Raw genomic sequence first — 16,388 nt, forward strand, 5'->3', positions numbered from 1 at the left:
AAAACGTTTTATTCCTTAGAAAACATAAGGAAACAACATCGCCACAGATTCAAACTCACTGCGGAGAAACACCATGAAAGTGGCTGTCTACAGTACTAAAAATTATGACCGGAAATATCTGGAACTGGTGAATCAGCATTATGGCTATGAACTTGAGTTCTTCGATTTTCTGCTGACCCCGCAAACGGCGAAAACCGCTATCGGCGCAGATGCCGTGTGCATTTTCGTCAATGATGACGGATCGCGTGATGTGTTACAGGAGCTGGCGACCCTTGGGGTGAAAACGCTGGCGCTTCGCTGTGCGGGCTTTAACAATGTCGATCTGGACGCCGCCCGGGAGCTGGGCATTGACGTTGTGCGCGTTCCGGCCTACTCCCCGGAAGCCGTCGCCGAGCATGCGGTCGGCATGATGCTGTGTCTCAACCGTCACATTCACCGCGCCTATCAGCGCACCCGTGAAGCCAACTTCTCACTGGAAGGTCTGATCGGTTTTAACATGTATCAGCGTACCGCCGGGATCATCGGCACCGGTAAAATCGGCGTGGCGACCATGCGGATCCTGAAAGGGTTCGGTATGCGCATTCTGGCCTACGATCCGTTCCCGAGCCCGCTGGCGCTGGAACTTGGCGCAGAATATGTCGATCTGGACACCCTGTACGCCGAGTCTGACGTGATTTCCCTGCACTGCCCGCTGACGCCGGAAAACCACCATCTGCTGAATGCGCAATCTTTCGCCAAAATGAAAGATGGCGTGATGATCGTCAATACCAGCCGTGGCGCACTGCTTGATGCCACCGCTGCCATTGATGCGCTGAAAAAGCAAAAAATCGGCGCACTGGGGATGGACGTGTACGAAAACGAACGCGATCTGTTCTTCGAGGACAACTCAAACGAAGTCATTCTCGACGACGTCTTCCGCCGCCTCTCTTCCTGCCACAACGTGCTGTTCACCGGACATCAGGCATTCCTGACCAGTGACGCGCTGACCAGCATTTCAGAAACCACGCTGATGAATATTGATCAGCTGGGGAAAGGCGTGGCCTGTCCAAATCTGCTGACGGCGTAACTGCGGCGCGAAACGGTTTGTACGAAATCAGGCTCACTGCGGTGAGCCTTTTTTTTGGGGCATCCGGCAGAACCTGCCCTTAAAAACTCAGCACCCGGCTGACTTCAGGCCCGTAGCCGGTGATCGTCAGGACATCACCTTCCAGCGTGACACTGGCAAACGGCAAACGGTTTTCACCATCAACCATGCCTTTCAGGGTGATAAAGTCGGTGTTTTCGATCCGGTCGTAACCCCCGCGATGATCGTGCCCGGCAAAGAAGGCGCGCACCTGATAGCGGCACAACAGTTCCACCAGCGTTTCACAATTCCACAGATTATGGCTGTTCACCGGCGTCAGCGGGTAATGCCCGAACACCAGCACCGTTTCGCCCTGCGCTTTCGCCTGTTTCAGGTGTTCTTCGATCCACGCCAGCTGTTTGCGCCCTACCGCACCGTTCCACGGCTGCGCCTGCGATTGCTGGCATTCGGTCAGTTCATCGAGCATAAATTCTGCCAGCTGATGATCGTCGCCGTTGGCGTGATTGCAGTACAGACTGACGTCGTTGCCATCGGTCACCAGAAAGCGGTAACCCGGCAACGTGAACGCGTAGTAGCTTTTCGGCAAGCCGAGCGCCGGTGTCTGCGCGCCCAGATGTTGTGAAATCACCTGCGCATCATGGTTGCCGATCAGCGCCGCATGCGGATGGCGCAGCGCGGCGTAGGTGTTCAGCACAGGTTCGAAACTGCACCAGTCGCGATCGACCAGATCGCCCAGCGTGACCACGAAATCCAGCTTCAGATCATTGAGCTCAGTGATCGCGGTGGCCAGTTTATTCAGGCTGTTGCGGTAATAACGATCCTTTTCTGTCACGGCGTCGGCATATTGCGGGTCGGCAATCAGCCCGAAACGCAGGCGCTGACCGGAGACGCTGGCATCATGCATCTTCGGTGTCTGATAGAGCGCGCTGACCTTACCCAGCGCCTGTTCCTGCTCCGGGGACAACGACGGAGAAGTGAGAATATCGGTCATAAGAAACTCCTGTCGGGCGAATTAACGGATGCCCGCCCGCATAAAGGATTGAACAAACTGACGTTGAAACACCAGGAACAACACCAGCAGCGGCAGCACGGTCATCAGCGTCGCGGCGCTGATCAGCGCCCACTGCACGCCCTGTTCCGGCGCGGAGAAAAGCTGCAAGCCCACGGTGATTGGCCGGACCTTCACCGAATCCGTGATGACCAGCGGCCAGAGGAAGTCGTTCCAGTGAAAGCTTATCGACACCAGCGCAAACGCCACATAAATCGGCTTCGCCAGCGGAATGTAGATTTTGCGCAGAATGTAAAACCGGCTGGCGCCTTCCACAATCGCCGCCTCTTCCAGCACCAGCGGAATGCTTTTGAAGGTCTGACGCAGCATGAAAATGGCAAACGCCGAGGCGAAATACGGTAAGGCAATCCCCAGCAGGCTGTCGCGCAATCCCAGCGCGCTGATGGTTTTATAGTTATTCAGGATCAGAACGTCGGGGCTTATCATCAGCTGCAATAAAATCAGCGCAAAAATAAGGCCGCCGCCTTTCATTTTGAACCGCACCAGCGCATAGGCCGCCAGCGTGGCCAGCACCATCTGGCAGACCACAATCATCAGTACCAGCAACGTGGTATTGAGAAAGTAGCGGGCAAACGGCGCAGCATGCCAGGCGTTGATAAAATTCTGCAACGTCAGCGGCGCAAACAGCGAGAAACTGCCCTGCTCGGACGCGGGATGAAGCGCGACCCAGATAGCCACCAGAATCGGCAAAAACCACAGTAAGGCCGCCAGCCAGGTGATCAGATTCAGGCCGTACTGGCCGAACGCGGTGTGACGCAATGCATCAGGTTTCACTGATAATGTGCCCTTTTATCCATCAGGTTAAATTTGATCAGCGCAATGCTCGCCAGGATCACCAGCAGCACAACGGTCATCGCCGAGGCATACGGCAAATCCCAGTAACTGAAAGCGGTGCGGTAGATGTAAAACAGCAGCAAACTGGTGCTGTTGTTTGGCCCGCCGTTGGTCATGGCAATCACCTGATCGACAATACGGAACGCGTTCATCGAGGCGTTGATCAAAATAAACAGCGTGGTGGGCATCAGCAGCGGCCACTGCACGCGACGAAAATAATACCCCCGCGACGCTCCTTCGATTTCAGCCGCCTCGGCAAGGCGCGGATCGATTTGCTGCAACGCGGCGAGATAAAAAATCATGAAGAATCCCGCTTCACGCCATACCGAGACGGCCATCAGGCTGTACAGCGCGGTATCCGGCTGCCCGAGCCAGTTGACGGCGGGCAGAGAAAACAGCGCCAGCAGTTTGTTGAGCAACCCGAGCTGCGGCGTGTAGAAAAACAGCCACAAATTGGCGATCGCCACCATCGGCAGTAAAGAAGGAATGAAGAAGGCCGCACGGGTGACGGCGTTGCCGCGCAGGCGGCGGTTAACCGCCAGCGCCATCAGCAGCGCCAGCACGACAGACAGTGGAATGGTGATCGCCGCGTACAGCAGGTTGTTACGCAGCGACAACAGGAAAGTATCGTCGTCAAGCAAGGCGCGGTAATTATCCAGCCCGACAAACTGCGCCGGATGCCCGTTGCGCGCGGCGCTGAACACGCTTTCCCACAGCGTTGCCAGCATCGGGTAATGGGTAAACATCAGCAAAAAGCCCAGTGCCGGTAACAGCAGCAGGTAGCCATAAACCTGTAAAGACAACCCGCGTGTGCGGGGTGCCGGTGCGACAGCGTGCAGAGTGCTCATGCCGTTCCTTACTGGTACGGTTTCAACAGACGGTCAGCCTGTTTTTGCGCAGAGCTGAGCGCATCTGCCGGGGTTTTCGCCTGCGTCACGGCGGCTTCGATCGCATGGTTCATCAGTTCCTGGATCTGCACGCTGTTGTAGGTGGAAAGCTCAGGCTGGGAATATTTCAGCTGTTCACGGGCAACCAGCGCCTGTGGCACTTTTTTCACGTACTCCTGCATCACCGGTGTTTCCCACGCGGCAGGAGACGTCGCCACATAACCGGTCGCGATACTCCAGCGGGCAGCCTGTTCAGGCGCGGAGACCCAGCGAATAAACGCCATCGCCGCTTTCTGCTGTTCCGGCGTGGTATTTTTGAAGACGTACAGGTTACCGCCGCCGGTCGGGCTGCCGCGTCGGGTTTTCTCAGGCAGCATCGCCACGCCGAACGGGAATTTCGCGTTGTCGCGCACGGTCGTCAGGTTACCGGTGGTGGTGACCATCATCGCGGTTTTACCGTCGATAAAGTCCTGCGGCGTGGTGCCCCAGGCAATCGCGCCTTTAGGCGATACCGCGTCTTTCTGTGCCAGATCGGTCAGCCACTGTAAGGCTTCGACGTTTGCCGGCGTGTCGAAGGTGACCGCCGTGCCTTTGCCGTTATCAAGATGGCTGCCGTTAGTGGCGGCGATCCCCTGGAAGTTCCAGTAGCCGTTTGGCGTGGAAGGGATCTCGATGCCCCACTGTTTGACGTCGTTACCGTCGCGGATCACCAGTTTCTTGCCGAAATCCACCACCTGCTGCCAGTTGGCCGGTGGCGTGTCACCGTTCAGACCGGCTTTCTCAAACGCCTGCTTGTTCCAGTACAACACCACGGTCGAACGCTGGAACGGAATGCTCCACACTTTGTCCTGAATGTGGCGGATAAACGCCGGATAGAAGCCGTCGATCCACTTTTTGCCCTCGGCGTCATTGGCCAGATCGCTGACCGGCAGGATCGCGCCCGCGTCAATCAGGGAATAGGCTTCGATATCACCGATCACCGCGATTTGCGGCGCATTGCCACCGCGAAACGCGGTCAGCGCTTTGGTGACGGTGGTGGCGTAATCGCCGGTATATACCGGCTGAATGCTGATGTCCGGATGGGTTTTCTGGAAGTCTTCCACCAGGGTATCTACCGTATGGCTGATTTTGCCGCCAACGGCGATCGGGTAATACATTTGCAATTTAACCGGGTCAGCCGCAAATGCGGAGGTGCCGGTGATCAACAACAATGCAGTGGCAAGGCGTGAGAAACGATGAGCAGGTGACATGATTTTCCCTTTGGCATTTAACCGTGTTGTGAAGTCAAAAAATGAATAAAAACAAAAGGTACAAATTACACAGCGACTTTATTTTCTGAGGATAAACAGGCACGTTCAGCGCGGTAACAGCGCTTGCCGCCCGCCGTGAAGAAAAAATACTGTGCGCCGGTTGCCCATTGCAGCCCGACCGTCTGGCCTTCGGCGAAGCGGCGCATACCGGCGACTTTTACGGTCAGCGGCTCCGGGTATCCGGCCAGCGCGCACACCACCAGGGTGTCGGCACCCATGTATTCGTGGCTGATGACCTGCGCGGTAAGACCGGCGTGCGCTGCGTCGGTCAGCTGAATATCTTCAGCCCGCAGCCCGAGACTGAGCGCCTCGTCCGGATGTTCCACCACCGGTACCGGCATGCTGGCGAGATAATGATGCGCACCGCGATGCACCAGCGGCAGGATATTCATCGGCGGCGCACCAATGAACTGCGCAGCGAAAATGCTGGTCGGGTTGTTATAGAGATTGTCCGGCGTGTCGTGCTGCTCGATGCAGCCGTCATTAAGCAGAATGATTTTATCGGCCATGCTCATGGCTTCCGTCTGGTCATGGGTGACATAAACCATCGTCAGACCGAGCTTTTTCTGAATCGCGCGGATTTCGCGGCGCATGCTCTGGCGCAGTTTGGCGTCAAGATTGGACAGCGGTTCATCCATCAGGCAGAGCTTATTATTGGCGATGACCGCCCGCCCGAGCGCCACGCGCTGCTGCTGTCCGCCTGAAAGCTGCGACGGCAACCGGTCAAGCAGTTGATCCAACTCCATCAGTTTACCGACCTCAGCCAGACGGGCGGCGAAATGGCGCTTGTCTTCCCCCCGTGCCCGCAGGCCAAACAGCAGATTTTCGCGCACGCTCATGTGCGGGAAAAGCGCATAGGACTGGAAAACCATCGACAGTTTGCGCTGCGACGGCGAGAGCGCGGTGACATCCTCCTGACGGAAATAAATCGTCCCGCTGTCGGCAGACTCCAGCCCGGCGATAGTGCGCAGCATGGTGGATTTACCGCAGCCCGACGGCCCCAGTAACGCAATGAAATCGCCCTCTTCCACATCAAAACTGATGTCGTTAAGTGCGACCTTGTTTCCCCATGATTTCTGGATGTGATGGAGTGATAAATAGCTCATGCCCGTAATGCATCTCTGTGACCGAGGATGGGCATAACCTAGCGGGGTAAAATGACGGTTTTATGATGTGCAGATGACAGGAGGAAGACGGGCAGAACGGGCGCAGTGGCTCTCCCAGGCCAATCTGGCCTTTAACATCCTTATTCATTCACGCTACAATAGAATTGAAAATTACGCATTATCCAGATGAATCTATTGCATCGGAGAATGTGAATGGAATATTTCTCAGGAGAGAAGATGAAAAAGGCACTGTTTATTCTGGCGACAGCCATCACACTGAGCGCATGCAGCATGGGTCAGGACACCACCGTGAAACAACACGATTTACAGCATCACCGGTTTGAACTGCTGAGCGTTGACGGGCAGACCGTTCCGGCGGCGCAGGGGCGTATTCCGGAGATCGAGTTTGGGGAGAAAATGCACGTTTCCGGCAAAATGTGTAATAACTTCTTCGGCCAGGGCGAGTTGCAAAACAACGTGCTGACCGTGAAAGGTCTGGCCTCGACCCGGATGCTGTGCAGCGACGAGAATCTGAACAAATGGGATCAGGTGATAGGTGATGTGCTCAGTCATGGCGCAGCAGTGACCTTGCAGGATCACAAAATGATCCTGACACAGGGCAAACATACGCTGATTTATCGCCTCAAAGACCGGATGTAATCCCGTTTGGGATCAGGTCTGAGCAGCAACTGACATCATGCCCCGGAAGCTCACCAAGGTCAGTGACTGGGGTAAAAGCTTAGCCTGCGGTACATTAACCTGCGGTACAACGGCCCTGCATCAACGCGCTTTCAGAGCACTGACGGCCATTCGCCATTGAACACATCCCGACGCGGCTGCCGTCAAGCTGAGGAGCCAGTCGCAATTGTCCGCCTGCCATAGAACAGGCAGCAAACGCAGGGCTGTCCATATTCACGGTGCGCTGGCCAACATTCACGCTGTTGCCTTTTTGTGGAACATCAGCCGACTCTTCGTGGCTGCTGCATGCGGATAACACCAGCACGCCGGTGGCCAGTAACACGCGAAACGCAGTGATCATCTGTCCTGCTCCTGAATAGTGCGATATAGCGGGGAATTATAGAACGGTCATCATATCCGACGTTTTTCGTCTGCGTCGAGCCTTCCGGCGAAAGAACATCAACTTTTTCCTAAAAATCGGGGTTTTGTTCATAAACAGAAACACTTTCGCTTTCCGCACGGCCGATTCATTCACCTGACTAATAAAAAACCTTGCACACAATCAGGATAAATTGATTATTCCGCCCTCTGCTAAGCTTTTATCATTCTTGCCGGTAAAACCGCATATTTACCGGCCTGTTTTGTGAGCAAGCAAAGGGTATTCCATGATCACCACTGACGGTAATAACGCAGTCGCTTCCGTGGCTTATCGCACTAACGAAGTCATTGCCATCTATCCGATCACGCCGAGTTCTACCATGGCCGAAATTGCCGGTGCCTGGTCAGGCGAAGGAAAGAAAAATTTGTGGGGCGATGTCCCGACGGTAATGGAAATGCAGTCCGAGGCCGGCGCGATTTCCACCGTCCACGGCGCGTTGCAGACCGGCGCATTATCGACCTCTTTCACCTCGTCGCAGGGTCTGTTGCTGATGATCCCAGTCCTGTACAAACTGGCCGGTCAGCTGACGCCGTTTGTATTGCACGTCGCCGCCCGTACCGTGGCGACGCACGCCCTGTCGATATTTGGCGATCACTCCGACGTTATGGCTGTACGCCAGACCGGCTGCGCCCTGCTCTCTGCCGCCAGTGTGCAGGAAGCCCAGGATTTCGCGCTGATTTCGCAGGTCGCCAGCCTCAACAGCCGCGTGCCGTTTATCCATTTCTTCGACGGTTTCCGCACCTCGCATGAAATCAATAAAATTGCCCCGCTGAGTGACGATACCCTCCAGCAGATGCTGCCACAGGCGCAGATTGACGCCCACCGCGCCCGCGCACTTTCACCTGATCATCCGGTGATCCGTGGCACCTCCGCTAACCCGGACACGTATTTCCAGTCGCGTGAAGCCACCAATCCTTATTACAACGCCACCTGCCAGCATGTTATTGACGCAATGAATGCATTTGCCGCCCTCACCGGCCGCGAATATAAGCCGTTCGACTATGTCGGCGATCCGCAGGCCGAACGGGTGATCGTCCTGATGGGCTCCGGCATTGGCACCGCAGAAGAAGTGATCGAAACCCTGAATGCGCGTGGCGAGAAAGTCGGCGTGCTGAAAGTGCGTTTGTACCGCCCGTTCAGTGCCGGACATCTGTTGTCCGTGCTGCCGCAAACGGTGAAAAGCATTGCGGTGCTCGATCGCACCAAAGAGCCTGGCTCGCTGGCTGAGCCGTTGTACCTCGACGTGATGACCGCGCTGGCCGAAGCCTATTCGCGTGGCGAACGTGATTCGCTGCCGAAAGTGATCGGCGGCCGTTACGGATTATCCTCGAAAGAGTTCGGCCCGGACTGCGTGATGTCAGTATTTCGCGAACTGTCGCTGAGCCAGCCGCGCCCGCGCTTTACAGTCGGCATTTATGACGACGTCACCGGGTTGTCCCTGCCGGTAACAGAAGAAGAGTTGCCGGAGCGCGCCTCTCTGGAAGCGTTGTTCTACGGGCTGGGCAGCGACGGCTCGGTGTCGGCGACCAAAAACAACATCAAAATCATCGGTAACAGCACGCCGATGTACGCGCAGGGTTATTTCGTTTACGACTCCAAAAAGGCCGGTGGCCTGACGGTGTCGCACTTGCGCGTCAGCCAATCTCCGATCAAATCTGCCTATCTGGTGACGCAGGCGCATTTCGTGGCGTGTCATCAGTGGCAGTTTATCGATCTTTACCAGATGGCAGAGCGCCTGCGTCACGGCGGCATTTTCCTGTTGAATACGCCGTTCAGCGCCGATGAAGTCTGGGCGCGGCTGCCGCTGGAAGTGCAGGCCACCCTGCATCAGCGAGAAGCCCGTTTCTACGTGATCAACGCCGCCAAAATTGCCCGCGAATGTAAACTCGGCGCACGCATTAATACCGTCATGCAGATGGCGTTCTTCCACCTGACGCAGATCCTGCCGGGTGACGAAGCGCTGAAAGAATTGCAGGGTGCAATCGCCCGCAGCTACAGCAGCAAAGGCGAAGACGTGGTGACCCGCAACTGGATGGCGCTCGGTGCAACGCTGGAAGAACTGGTTGCCGTGCCGTTACAGCCCATTCCTGAAAACCCGCGCAAACGCCCGCCGATCGTCTCCGATGCCGCACCGGACTTTGTGAAAACGGTGACCACCGCGATGCTGGCAGGTCTTGGCGATGCGCTGCCGGTTTCGGCGTTCCCGCCGGACGGCACCTGGCCGACCGGCACCACGCAGTGGGAAAAACGCAACATTGCCGAAGAAGTGCCGATCTGGAAACCGGATTTGTGTACTCAGTGCAACCACTGCGTCGCCGCCTGCCCGCATTCGGCGATCCGCGCCAAAGTGGTTCAGCCTGAATATCTGGACGCTGCGCCGTCTGCCCTGCAATCGCTGGATGTGAAATCCCGCGATATGCGCGGCCAGAAATACGTGTTGCAGGTCGCACCGGAAGACTGCACCGGCTGTAATCTGTGCGTCGAAGTCTGCCCGGCGAAAGATCGTCAGGATCCGTCGATCAAAGCCATTAACATGGCGGATCGCATTGAGCACCTCGAGGAAGAGCGCGAAAACTACGACTTCTTCCTCAAACTGCCGGAGATTGATCAAAGCACGCTGGAACGCATCGACATCCGCACGTCGCAGCTGATCACGCCGCTGTTTGAGTATTCCGGTGCCTGCTCCGGCTGTGGCGAAACGCCGTACATCAAACTGATTACCCAGCTGTATGGCGACCGCTTGCTGATCGCCAATGCCACCGGTTGTTCCTCAATTTACGGCGGTAACCTGCCGTCCACGCCTTACACCACCAACGCCGAAGGCCGTGGCCCGGCCTGGGCGAACTCGCTGTTTGAAGATAACGCCGAGTTCGGTCTGGGCTTCCGGCTGACGGTTGATCAGCACCGCCGCCGCGTGCTGCGCTTAGTCGCCTCGCTGGAAGAACATATTCCGGCGGACGTCTTAGGCGGCCTGCGCGATGACACCTCCACGCCGGAAGTGAAACGCGAACATGTCACGGCGCTGCGTAAAATTCTGGCTGATATCGACACGCCGGACGCACGGCAACTGGCAACGGACGCCGATTATCTGGTGGATAAATCCATCTGGCTGATTGGCGGCGACGGCTGGGCGTATGACATTGGTTTCGGCGGGCTGGATCACGTGTTGAGCCTGACGGAAAACGTCAACGTGCTGGTGCTCGATACCCAGTGTTATTCCAACACCGGCGGACAGCAGTCGAAGGCCACCCCGCTCGGCGCGGTGACGAAATTCGCCGAACAGGGCAAACGCAAATCGCGCAAAGATCTGGGTGTCAGCATGATGATGTACGGCCATGTTTACGTCGCGCAGATTTCCCTCGGTGCGCAGCTCAACCAGACCGTCAAAGCCATTCAGGAAGCTGAAGCTTATCCGGGGCCGTCGCTGATTATCGCGTACAGCCCGTGCGAGGAACACGGCTATGATCTGGCACTCAGCCACGATCAGATGAAACAGCTGACCACCACCGGTTTCTGGCCGCTGTACCGCTTCGACCCGCGTCGTGTGGAAGAAGGGAAACCGGCGCTGGCGCTCGACTCAAGGCCGCCATCCAGCGGGCTGACTGACACGCTCAATAACGAGCAGCGTTTCAGAAGGCTGAATGCAAAGCAGCCGGAAGTCGCGGAAATGTTGTATGCCGCAGCGGAGAAAGAGTTGCAGCAGAAATATGATTTTCTGGCGATGCTGGCAGGGAAGAAAACGGAGTCTTAAGTCTCGCGGTAATAACCGGAGCCGCTGGTGGAATATAGCCCACCAGCGGCAACCCGCGACCTGAAACTCAAACTAACGCATATTTCACCCGATATTCCCCCGACCCCACTTCCGCCGTATACCCTTGCACGCAGGGCACAAAATCAATGCCATCGGTTTCATGCAATGTTTTGCCGTCCGTCAGCAGGAGCGTCGCGCAGGTGTTCGCCGGAATGCTGACCCGAAGATCCACTGTCTGACCATTCACTTCCCAGCGCACGCCTATCGCGCCGTAAATCGACTGATAACGGGCATCAAGCCAGTCAAGGCCGCCGCCGGGCCGCGGCTGAATGACCGCATGTTTGAATCCGGGCTGATCTTCGTCAGCTTCAATGCCTGCCGCTACGCGGTATAACCATTCGCCCACCGCGCCATAGGCGTAATGATTGAATGAATTCATGTCCGCGCTCCACATTGAGCCGTCGGGTTTGATGCCATCCCAGTGCTCCCAGATCGTCGTCGCACCGGCTTTGACCTGATACAGCCATGACGGAAAATCGTCTTTCAGCAATAACTGCCAGGCCTCCTTCAGCCGGCCATTCTGGCTGAGGGCATGACAGAAATAAGGTGTGCCGACGAAGCCGGTCACCAGATGGCCGTCGTGTTCGTTTAACAGTTCGACCAGCGTCTCTGTTGTTCTCTGGCGGAAGGCCTCCGGGACCAGATTAAAATAGAGCGCCAGAATATGTGCCGTCTGGGTTCTGGCCGCCAGCCTGCCAGCGGGAGTGAAGAACTCCTGTTGGAAGCGGTGGACGATTTTGTCATGCAGATCGGCGTATTTCCGGTGATCCGCGGTGCGGTTTAATACGCTGGCGGCCTTAGAAAACAGCAGCGTGGAATAAGCAAAGTAGGCAGTGCAGGTCAGATCGTTGGGCGTTGCTCCGAAATAGCTGCCCTCTTTTGCGTCCAGCGCCACCCAGTCGCCAAACTGGAGTTTATAGCGCCAGAGGTGATGCTCTGAATGCGCCTCCATGAAATCAATCCAGCCTTTCATGCTGTCGTACTGATCTTCAAGCACCCGCGTATCGCCGTACATCAGATACATCGTCCAGGGGTTGATCACCGCCGCATCGGCCCACGCAGAAGCCGAATGGGTGCCGCCATCGGCCAGCAAACGATCTTTGCCGCAATGGTTGGTCAGAATGTCCGGGACAACATGCGGCACGCCGCCTTCAGGTGTCTGGTCATAACGCAGGTCGGTCAGCCATTTGGCGAAGAAATTTCGCGTCTGCATCAGATAACTGGCGGTGCGGCAGAAAATCTGCGCATCCCCCGTCCAGCCGAGCCGCTCATCGCGCTGCGGGCAGTCCGTTGGCACATCGATAAAGTTGCCTTTCAGTCCCCACAGAATATTGTGATGCAACTGATTGAGTTCCGCACTGGAGCAGGAGAATTCTCCGATCTGTTCCATCGCAGAGTGCAGGACAATGGCGGTGAAATGATTCAGATCCACGTCACCCGGATACTCCTCGACTTTTACGTAGCGGAATCCCTGCCAGGTAAAGTGCGGATGCCAGCACTCTTCCCCTTCACCTTTGAGCACATATTCGGTGCGCTGCTTCGCGGAGCGCAGATTATCGAGATAGACATTTCCCGCGGCGTCCAGCACTTCGAAATGGCGCAATATCACTTTCTGCCCCGCGCGGCCTTTAACGCAAAATTCCAACCAGCCGCTGAGGTTTTGGCCGAAGTCGATCACGCGATCGCCCTGCGGCGTGGTGATCATCGCGACCGGTTTCAGCCTTTCTGTCTGCTTAACCGTGCCGCTTGCCTGCGCTTTAAGCACCGTTTTATCGCCTGCCATCACCCTGACCGGCCGCCAGACCCGCGGGGTGAATTTCTGCGAGCTCCAGCCGGTTTGTTCTTGCCGGGCGTCGTAAATTTCGCCGTCATAAATTTCCGCAAACAGAATGGGAGAATCGTCCCCTTCCCAGCTTTCGTCAGTGTTAATGATGTCTTGTGAGCCGTCGGTATAGGTAATGACCACCTGACAAATAAGCGCGGTATTTTCGCCATAATAATTACGGTCGCGGGTGAACCCCATATCGCCCTTATACCAGCCGGCACCTAACATCGCGCCGATAACATTTAGCCCGCCGCAAAGGATATCCGTGAGATCATACGTCTGATAAAGCAGATGATGAGCGTAACTGGTCCATCCCGGCGTCAGCTCATCTGTACCGACTTTATTCCCGTTCACATACAACTGATAAATACCCCACGCACTGACATGCGCAAACGCGGAGGAAATGGATTTATGACCGTCTGCCTCGAAGGTTTTTCTTAGCAGCGTGGCTTTTGAATTATTTTTGTCTTCTGGTTTCTCCGCCGAAATAAACTCTGCGCGCCATCCGCTATCAAGCAGACCGGTAATAAACCCGGCAGGTTCGCTCCATGCGCTGGTTTCATCATAATTATCCTGTACACGTACGCGGACAAAATAGCGGGCAGAAGGCATTAATGTGAAATTTGCTAAAACAATATTGTTCGACTGTTCACTGTGCTGGACGCCGCTGTCGAAAACGATCTGGTTAAAACAAATATCCTGACTGATTTGCAGCTGATAGGAGGTTTGTCTGACATTGCGATGACGGCTTTCGATTTTCCATCCCATCACGGGTAACCGTTCCACGCCCGATAAAGCCGGTTCGTGATCTAACGTCAATTTTCTCACTGATAACATCATTTCGCATTCCTTATATAGGGGATCCTTTCACTGTGAAAGAATTAAATTTTTGCTGCGGGCGTATCAATATGAAATACCGGTGAATCCTCAAAGAAAGGTTCAGCCTCACTTTTAAATTCATTACGGGGTTTACCGCGGAAACACAGCCAGCCAATCAATAATCCGAGTGCCACGACCGTGGATAAAATCGAGTACAGCGCAATCGGCCCGGCATCAAGTAATAACGGGGTGACAAAGGCCAGCAAACCACAGGATAAACGGGAGATCGCTACAATAATGCCCTGCGCCGTTGAGCGGAGCATGGTCGGGAATGATTCCTGCGACCAGACTTTCATAATGCCTTCAAACGCCAGCCCGCTGCCCAGCGCGGTAAAGAACAAACAGCTGAACCAGGAGATGGGAGAGAAATTAAATATCACCGGCAGGAAAAATCCCCCGGCAAAACAGAAGGCGCCGAGAATAAATGTCGGCATCCGTTTTTTCGTATCGACAAACCGCATAAACATAATTCCCGCCACCACGCCTACCGGCATGGTCATCAGGTTCCACAGAGAATTTTTCTCCACGCTGATGCCTACCACGTTCACCGCAATATATGTCCCAAACTGCCCGCCTGTATTCGCAGCAAGATTGGTGAAGCTGTAGAAAATACACAGCGCGACGAAGGGCCAGAGATATTTTCCCCGGATCAGATCCTTAAATGCTGTTTTTTGGGCACGAACGCTGGAAATGCCTTTTTCACGATCTTGTTTAGCACTCAGCCATAACCCCGATTCCGGTATTGTGCAGCGTAATAACAGTAATATCGCCGCGACCACGCAAACATGAAGGTACATGATTTGCGCCCCAGCCTGGCCCCAGCCGCCCACCATGGCGGAAATCGCCATGGTCATCACGATGCCCAGAAACCATAAAAGATTCGAAAGCCCGATAATTTTGCCCCGGTTTTTATCGGTAGCCGCTTCGGCAATGGTGGCTAATGAAACCGGCAGATCGGCCCCCGTTCCCAGCCCGACAAAAAGAGTGCCGATCAGCAGCATCTGGAAATTAATGCCAAATGCCAGTAACAGAGTGCCGGTAATAATCATCGCCATGGTGGTGATAAAGACTTTACGTCTGCCATAGCAATCTCCCAGCCTGCCGCCAAGAAGTGCGCCGAGCGCAATACATAACGTTAATACACCGGAAAGGATCCCGATTTCCACTGACGTTGTTCCGATGGCTTTCTGATAAATAACCAGTGCCGTTCCGTTTGATACAATTGCCGAAGAATCAATATAAGAGGCCATGCCAGAGACTCCCCCCACATACCAGGGATTTGTCCGTTTGATGATTGACATAATAATTACCTTTATGAGTTATCGTTAATTTTATCTCTCACTGTTTTTTATTTTGCAGAGGAATGACTTATTTTTACCCGTGACGTTCAAATAACACTATTACTCACCCGCGCACGTTCCTGAGAAGGCGTGCGTTGAAACTGTTTTTTATAGGCTTCGGTTAAGCGCGGCGCATTATTAAATCCGCACAGCGTGGCAATTTTGCCAATCGGATAATCTGATGTGCGTAATAACTCCTGCGTTTTTAACAGGCGATACCGGCTCTGAAACTGTTCAGGCGTATAACCGGTTATTTCTTTAATAAAGCGGAACATGGTTCTTTTCGCGACGCCGCTTTCTTCGCATAAATAGTCCCAGTTAATGCTGCTGGCGTAATTCTCGCGTAAATAATTGAGCAGGTGTCGCTTGCCGCTATCAGTATTGTGGATGCGGTCCCCTTTTCTGCTGGCGCACTGAAAGAGCGTCACAATGATCGACAGCAGGCCGGACTCCGCGCAGGCAAAGTAATGGCTGTCAAACTCTGCGTCGCACTGTGAATTAATCATGTCGGCCACGCTGCCTATTTTATTCAGTTCCTCATCGGTAAGGCTTACGCGATGCTTTTTCATCGTACAGGGAGGCTCGGCGATCGGATGAATTAACGCATCAATGTTTTGAATGAATTTAAATTCTCTTTCTTTATGCAGCAAGACATTTATCACGGACAATTTATTGGTTGACTGATAGCAGTGAATATCATTAGCCGCCACCAGAAAGAAGTCGCCTTTATAGATAAACTCCACCTGATCGTTAATAATATGAAACCCGCTGCCGTGACGAACAATAACCAACTCATCAAATTCATGCCGGTGGACATCTTCCATCATTTGGTGATTCATATCGAATAAACTGAAAGCGTGCTGTTCTGAAAGAAAGAAATCCCTGACCTGTAATGTCCTCATAAAATCACCGAGTTAATTCCTTATAAGGGATTTAATTATTCATCCTGTTCCCTGAATGATTATTCCGCTCCGATGGCATGATTAAAGCGTAATAGTGATGACAAGTCTATAAGGCGGGTTGGCACTGGGGCGTAAGTAATAGTGATATTTGTGTCATAAATGACAATAGAGTGAGATGGGGTATTTCAGCTTTAGGTCAAGGTCAACACCGTGGGTTGCCACCC

12 protein-coding genes are annotated in these 16,388 nt (G+C 54.6%); 3 read left to right on the top strand and 9 right to left on the bottom strand.

The window, feature by feature from the left end:
* Window positions 1-73 precede the first annotated feature (73 nt).
* Window positions 74-1,066, top strand: coding sequence for a 2-hydroxyacid dehydrogenase (locus ACQZQY_RS16320; RefSeq protein ID WP_056770420.1), 993 nt, complete (start codon window positions 74-76; stop codon window positions 1,064-1,066).
* A gap of 79 nt (window positions 1,067-1,145) precedes the next feature.
* Here ACQZQY_RS16320 and ACQZQY_RS16325 read toward each other — a convergent pair whose 3' ends face one another.
* The 5 genes from ACQZQY_RS16325 to ACQZQY_RS16345 all read right to left on the bottom strand — a co-directional run bounded on the left by ACQZQY_RS16325 (window position 1,146) and on the right by ACQZQY_RS16345 (window position 6,290).
* Window positions 1,146-2,075: a metallophosphoesterase gene (locus ACQZQY_RS16325; protein WP_431296018.1), complete on the bottom strand. Its 930-nt coding sequence runs from the start codon at window positions 2,073-2,075 to the stop codon at window positions 1,146-1,148.
* 21 nt (window positions 2,076-2,096) lie between these two features.
* Window positions 2,097-2,912 carry a carbohydrate ABC transporter permease gene (locus ACQZQY_RS16330; RefSeq protein ID WP_122095627.1) on the bottom strand — a complete coding sequence of 272 codons (816 nt, stop codon included), beginning with the start codon at window positions 2,910-2,912 and terminating at the stop codon, window positions 2,097-2,099.
* An 11-nt stretch (window positions 2,913-2,923) separates the two neighbouring features.
* Window positions 2,924-3,835 carry a carbohydrate ABC transporter permease gene (locus ACQZQY_RS16335; protein ID WP_056770412.1) on the bottom strand — a complete coding sequence of 304 codons (912 nt, stop codon included), beginning with the start codon at window positions 3,833-3,835 and terminating at the stop codon, window positions 2,924-2,926.
* A gap of 8 nt (window positions 3,836-3,843) precedes the next feature.
* Window positions 3,844-5,124: an ABC transporter substrate-binding protein gene (locus ACQZQY_RS16340; protein ID WP_183847191.1), complete on the bottom strand. Its 1,281-nt coding sequence runs from the start codon at window positions 5,122-5,124 to the stop codon at window positions 3,844-3,846.
* 65 nt (window positions 5,125-5,189) lie between these two features.
* Complete coding sequence (locus tag ACQZQY_RS16345) at window positions 5,190-6,290, bottom strand: ABC transporter ATP-binding protein (RefSeq protein WP_431296019.1); 1,101 nt, start codon at window positions 6,288-6,290, stop codon at window positions 5,190-5,192.
* A 237-nt stretch (window positions 6,291-6,527) separates the two neighbouring features.
* On the opposite strand from ACQZQY_RS16345, the gene hslJ reads away from it, so the two are divergent.
* Complete coding sequence (gene hslJ, locus ACQZQY_RS16350) at window positions 6,528-6,950, top strand: heat shock protein HslJ (RefSeq protein WP_056770403.1); 423 nt, start codon at window positions 6,528-6,530, stop codon at window positions 6,948-6,950.
* Window positions 6,951-7,044: 94 nt separating this feature from the next.
* On the opposite strand, the gene ACQZQY_RS16355 is transcribed toward hslJ, so the two are convergent.
* On the bottom strand, window positions 7,045-7,329 hold the full coding sequence (locus ACQZQY_RS16355) for a putative hemolysin (RefSeq protein ID WP_056770399.1): 285 nt from the start codon (window positions 7,327-7,329) through the stop codon (window positions 7,045-7,047).
* A 304-nt stretch (window positions 7,330-7,633) separates the two neighbouring features.
* On the opposite strand from ACQZQY_RS16355, the gene nifJ reads away from it, so the two are divergent.
* Window positions 7,634-11,158 (top strand): pyruvate:ferredoxin (flavodoxin) oxidoreductase, encoded by a 3,525-nt coding sequence (nifJ, locus tag ACQZQY_RS16360; RefSeq protein ID WP_431296020.1) that lies wholly within the window; start codon window positions 7,634-7,636, stop codon window positions 11,156-11,158.
* 67 nt (window positions 11,159-11,225) lie between these two features.
* On the opposite strand, the gene ACQZQY_RS16365 is transcribed toward nifJ, so the two are convergent.
* From ACQZQY_RS16365 to ACQZQY_RS16375, 3 genes are all read right to left on the bottom strand, one after another.
* Window positions 11,226-13,883 carry a family 78 glycoside hydrolase catalytic domain gene (locus ACQZQY_RS16365; RefSeq protein WP_431296021.1) on the bottom strand — a complete coding sequence of 886 codons (2,658 nt, stop codon included), beginning with the start codon at window positions 13,881-13,883 and terminating at the stop codon, window positions 11,226-11,228.
* Between the two features lie 41 nt (window positions 13,884-13,924).
* Window positions 13,925-15,172: an MFS transporter gene (locus tag ACQZQY_RS16370; protein ID WP_431296022.1), complete on the bottom strand. Its 1,248-nt coding sequence runs from the start codon at window positions 15,170-15,172 to the stop codon at window positions 13,925-13,927.
* Window positions 15,173-15,309: 137 nt separating this feature from the next.
* Window positions 15,310-16,089, bottom strand: a complete 780-nt coding sequence (locus ACQZQY_RS16375; protein ID WP_260307244.1) for a helix-turn-helix domain-containing protein — start codon at window positions 16,087-16,089, stop codon at window positions 15,310-15,312.
* Between the last annotated feature and the right edge of the window lie 299 nt (window positions 16,090-16,388).

Source organism: Rahnella sp. PAMC25559, assembly GCF_050632365.1.
Classification (GTDB): Bacteria; Pseudomonadota; Gammaproteobacteria; order Enterobacterales; family Enterobacteriaceae; genus Rahnella; species Rahnella rivi.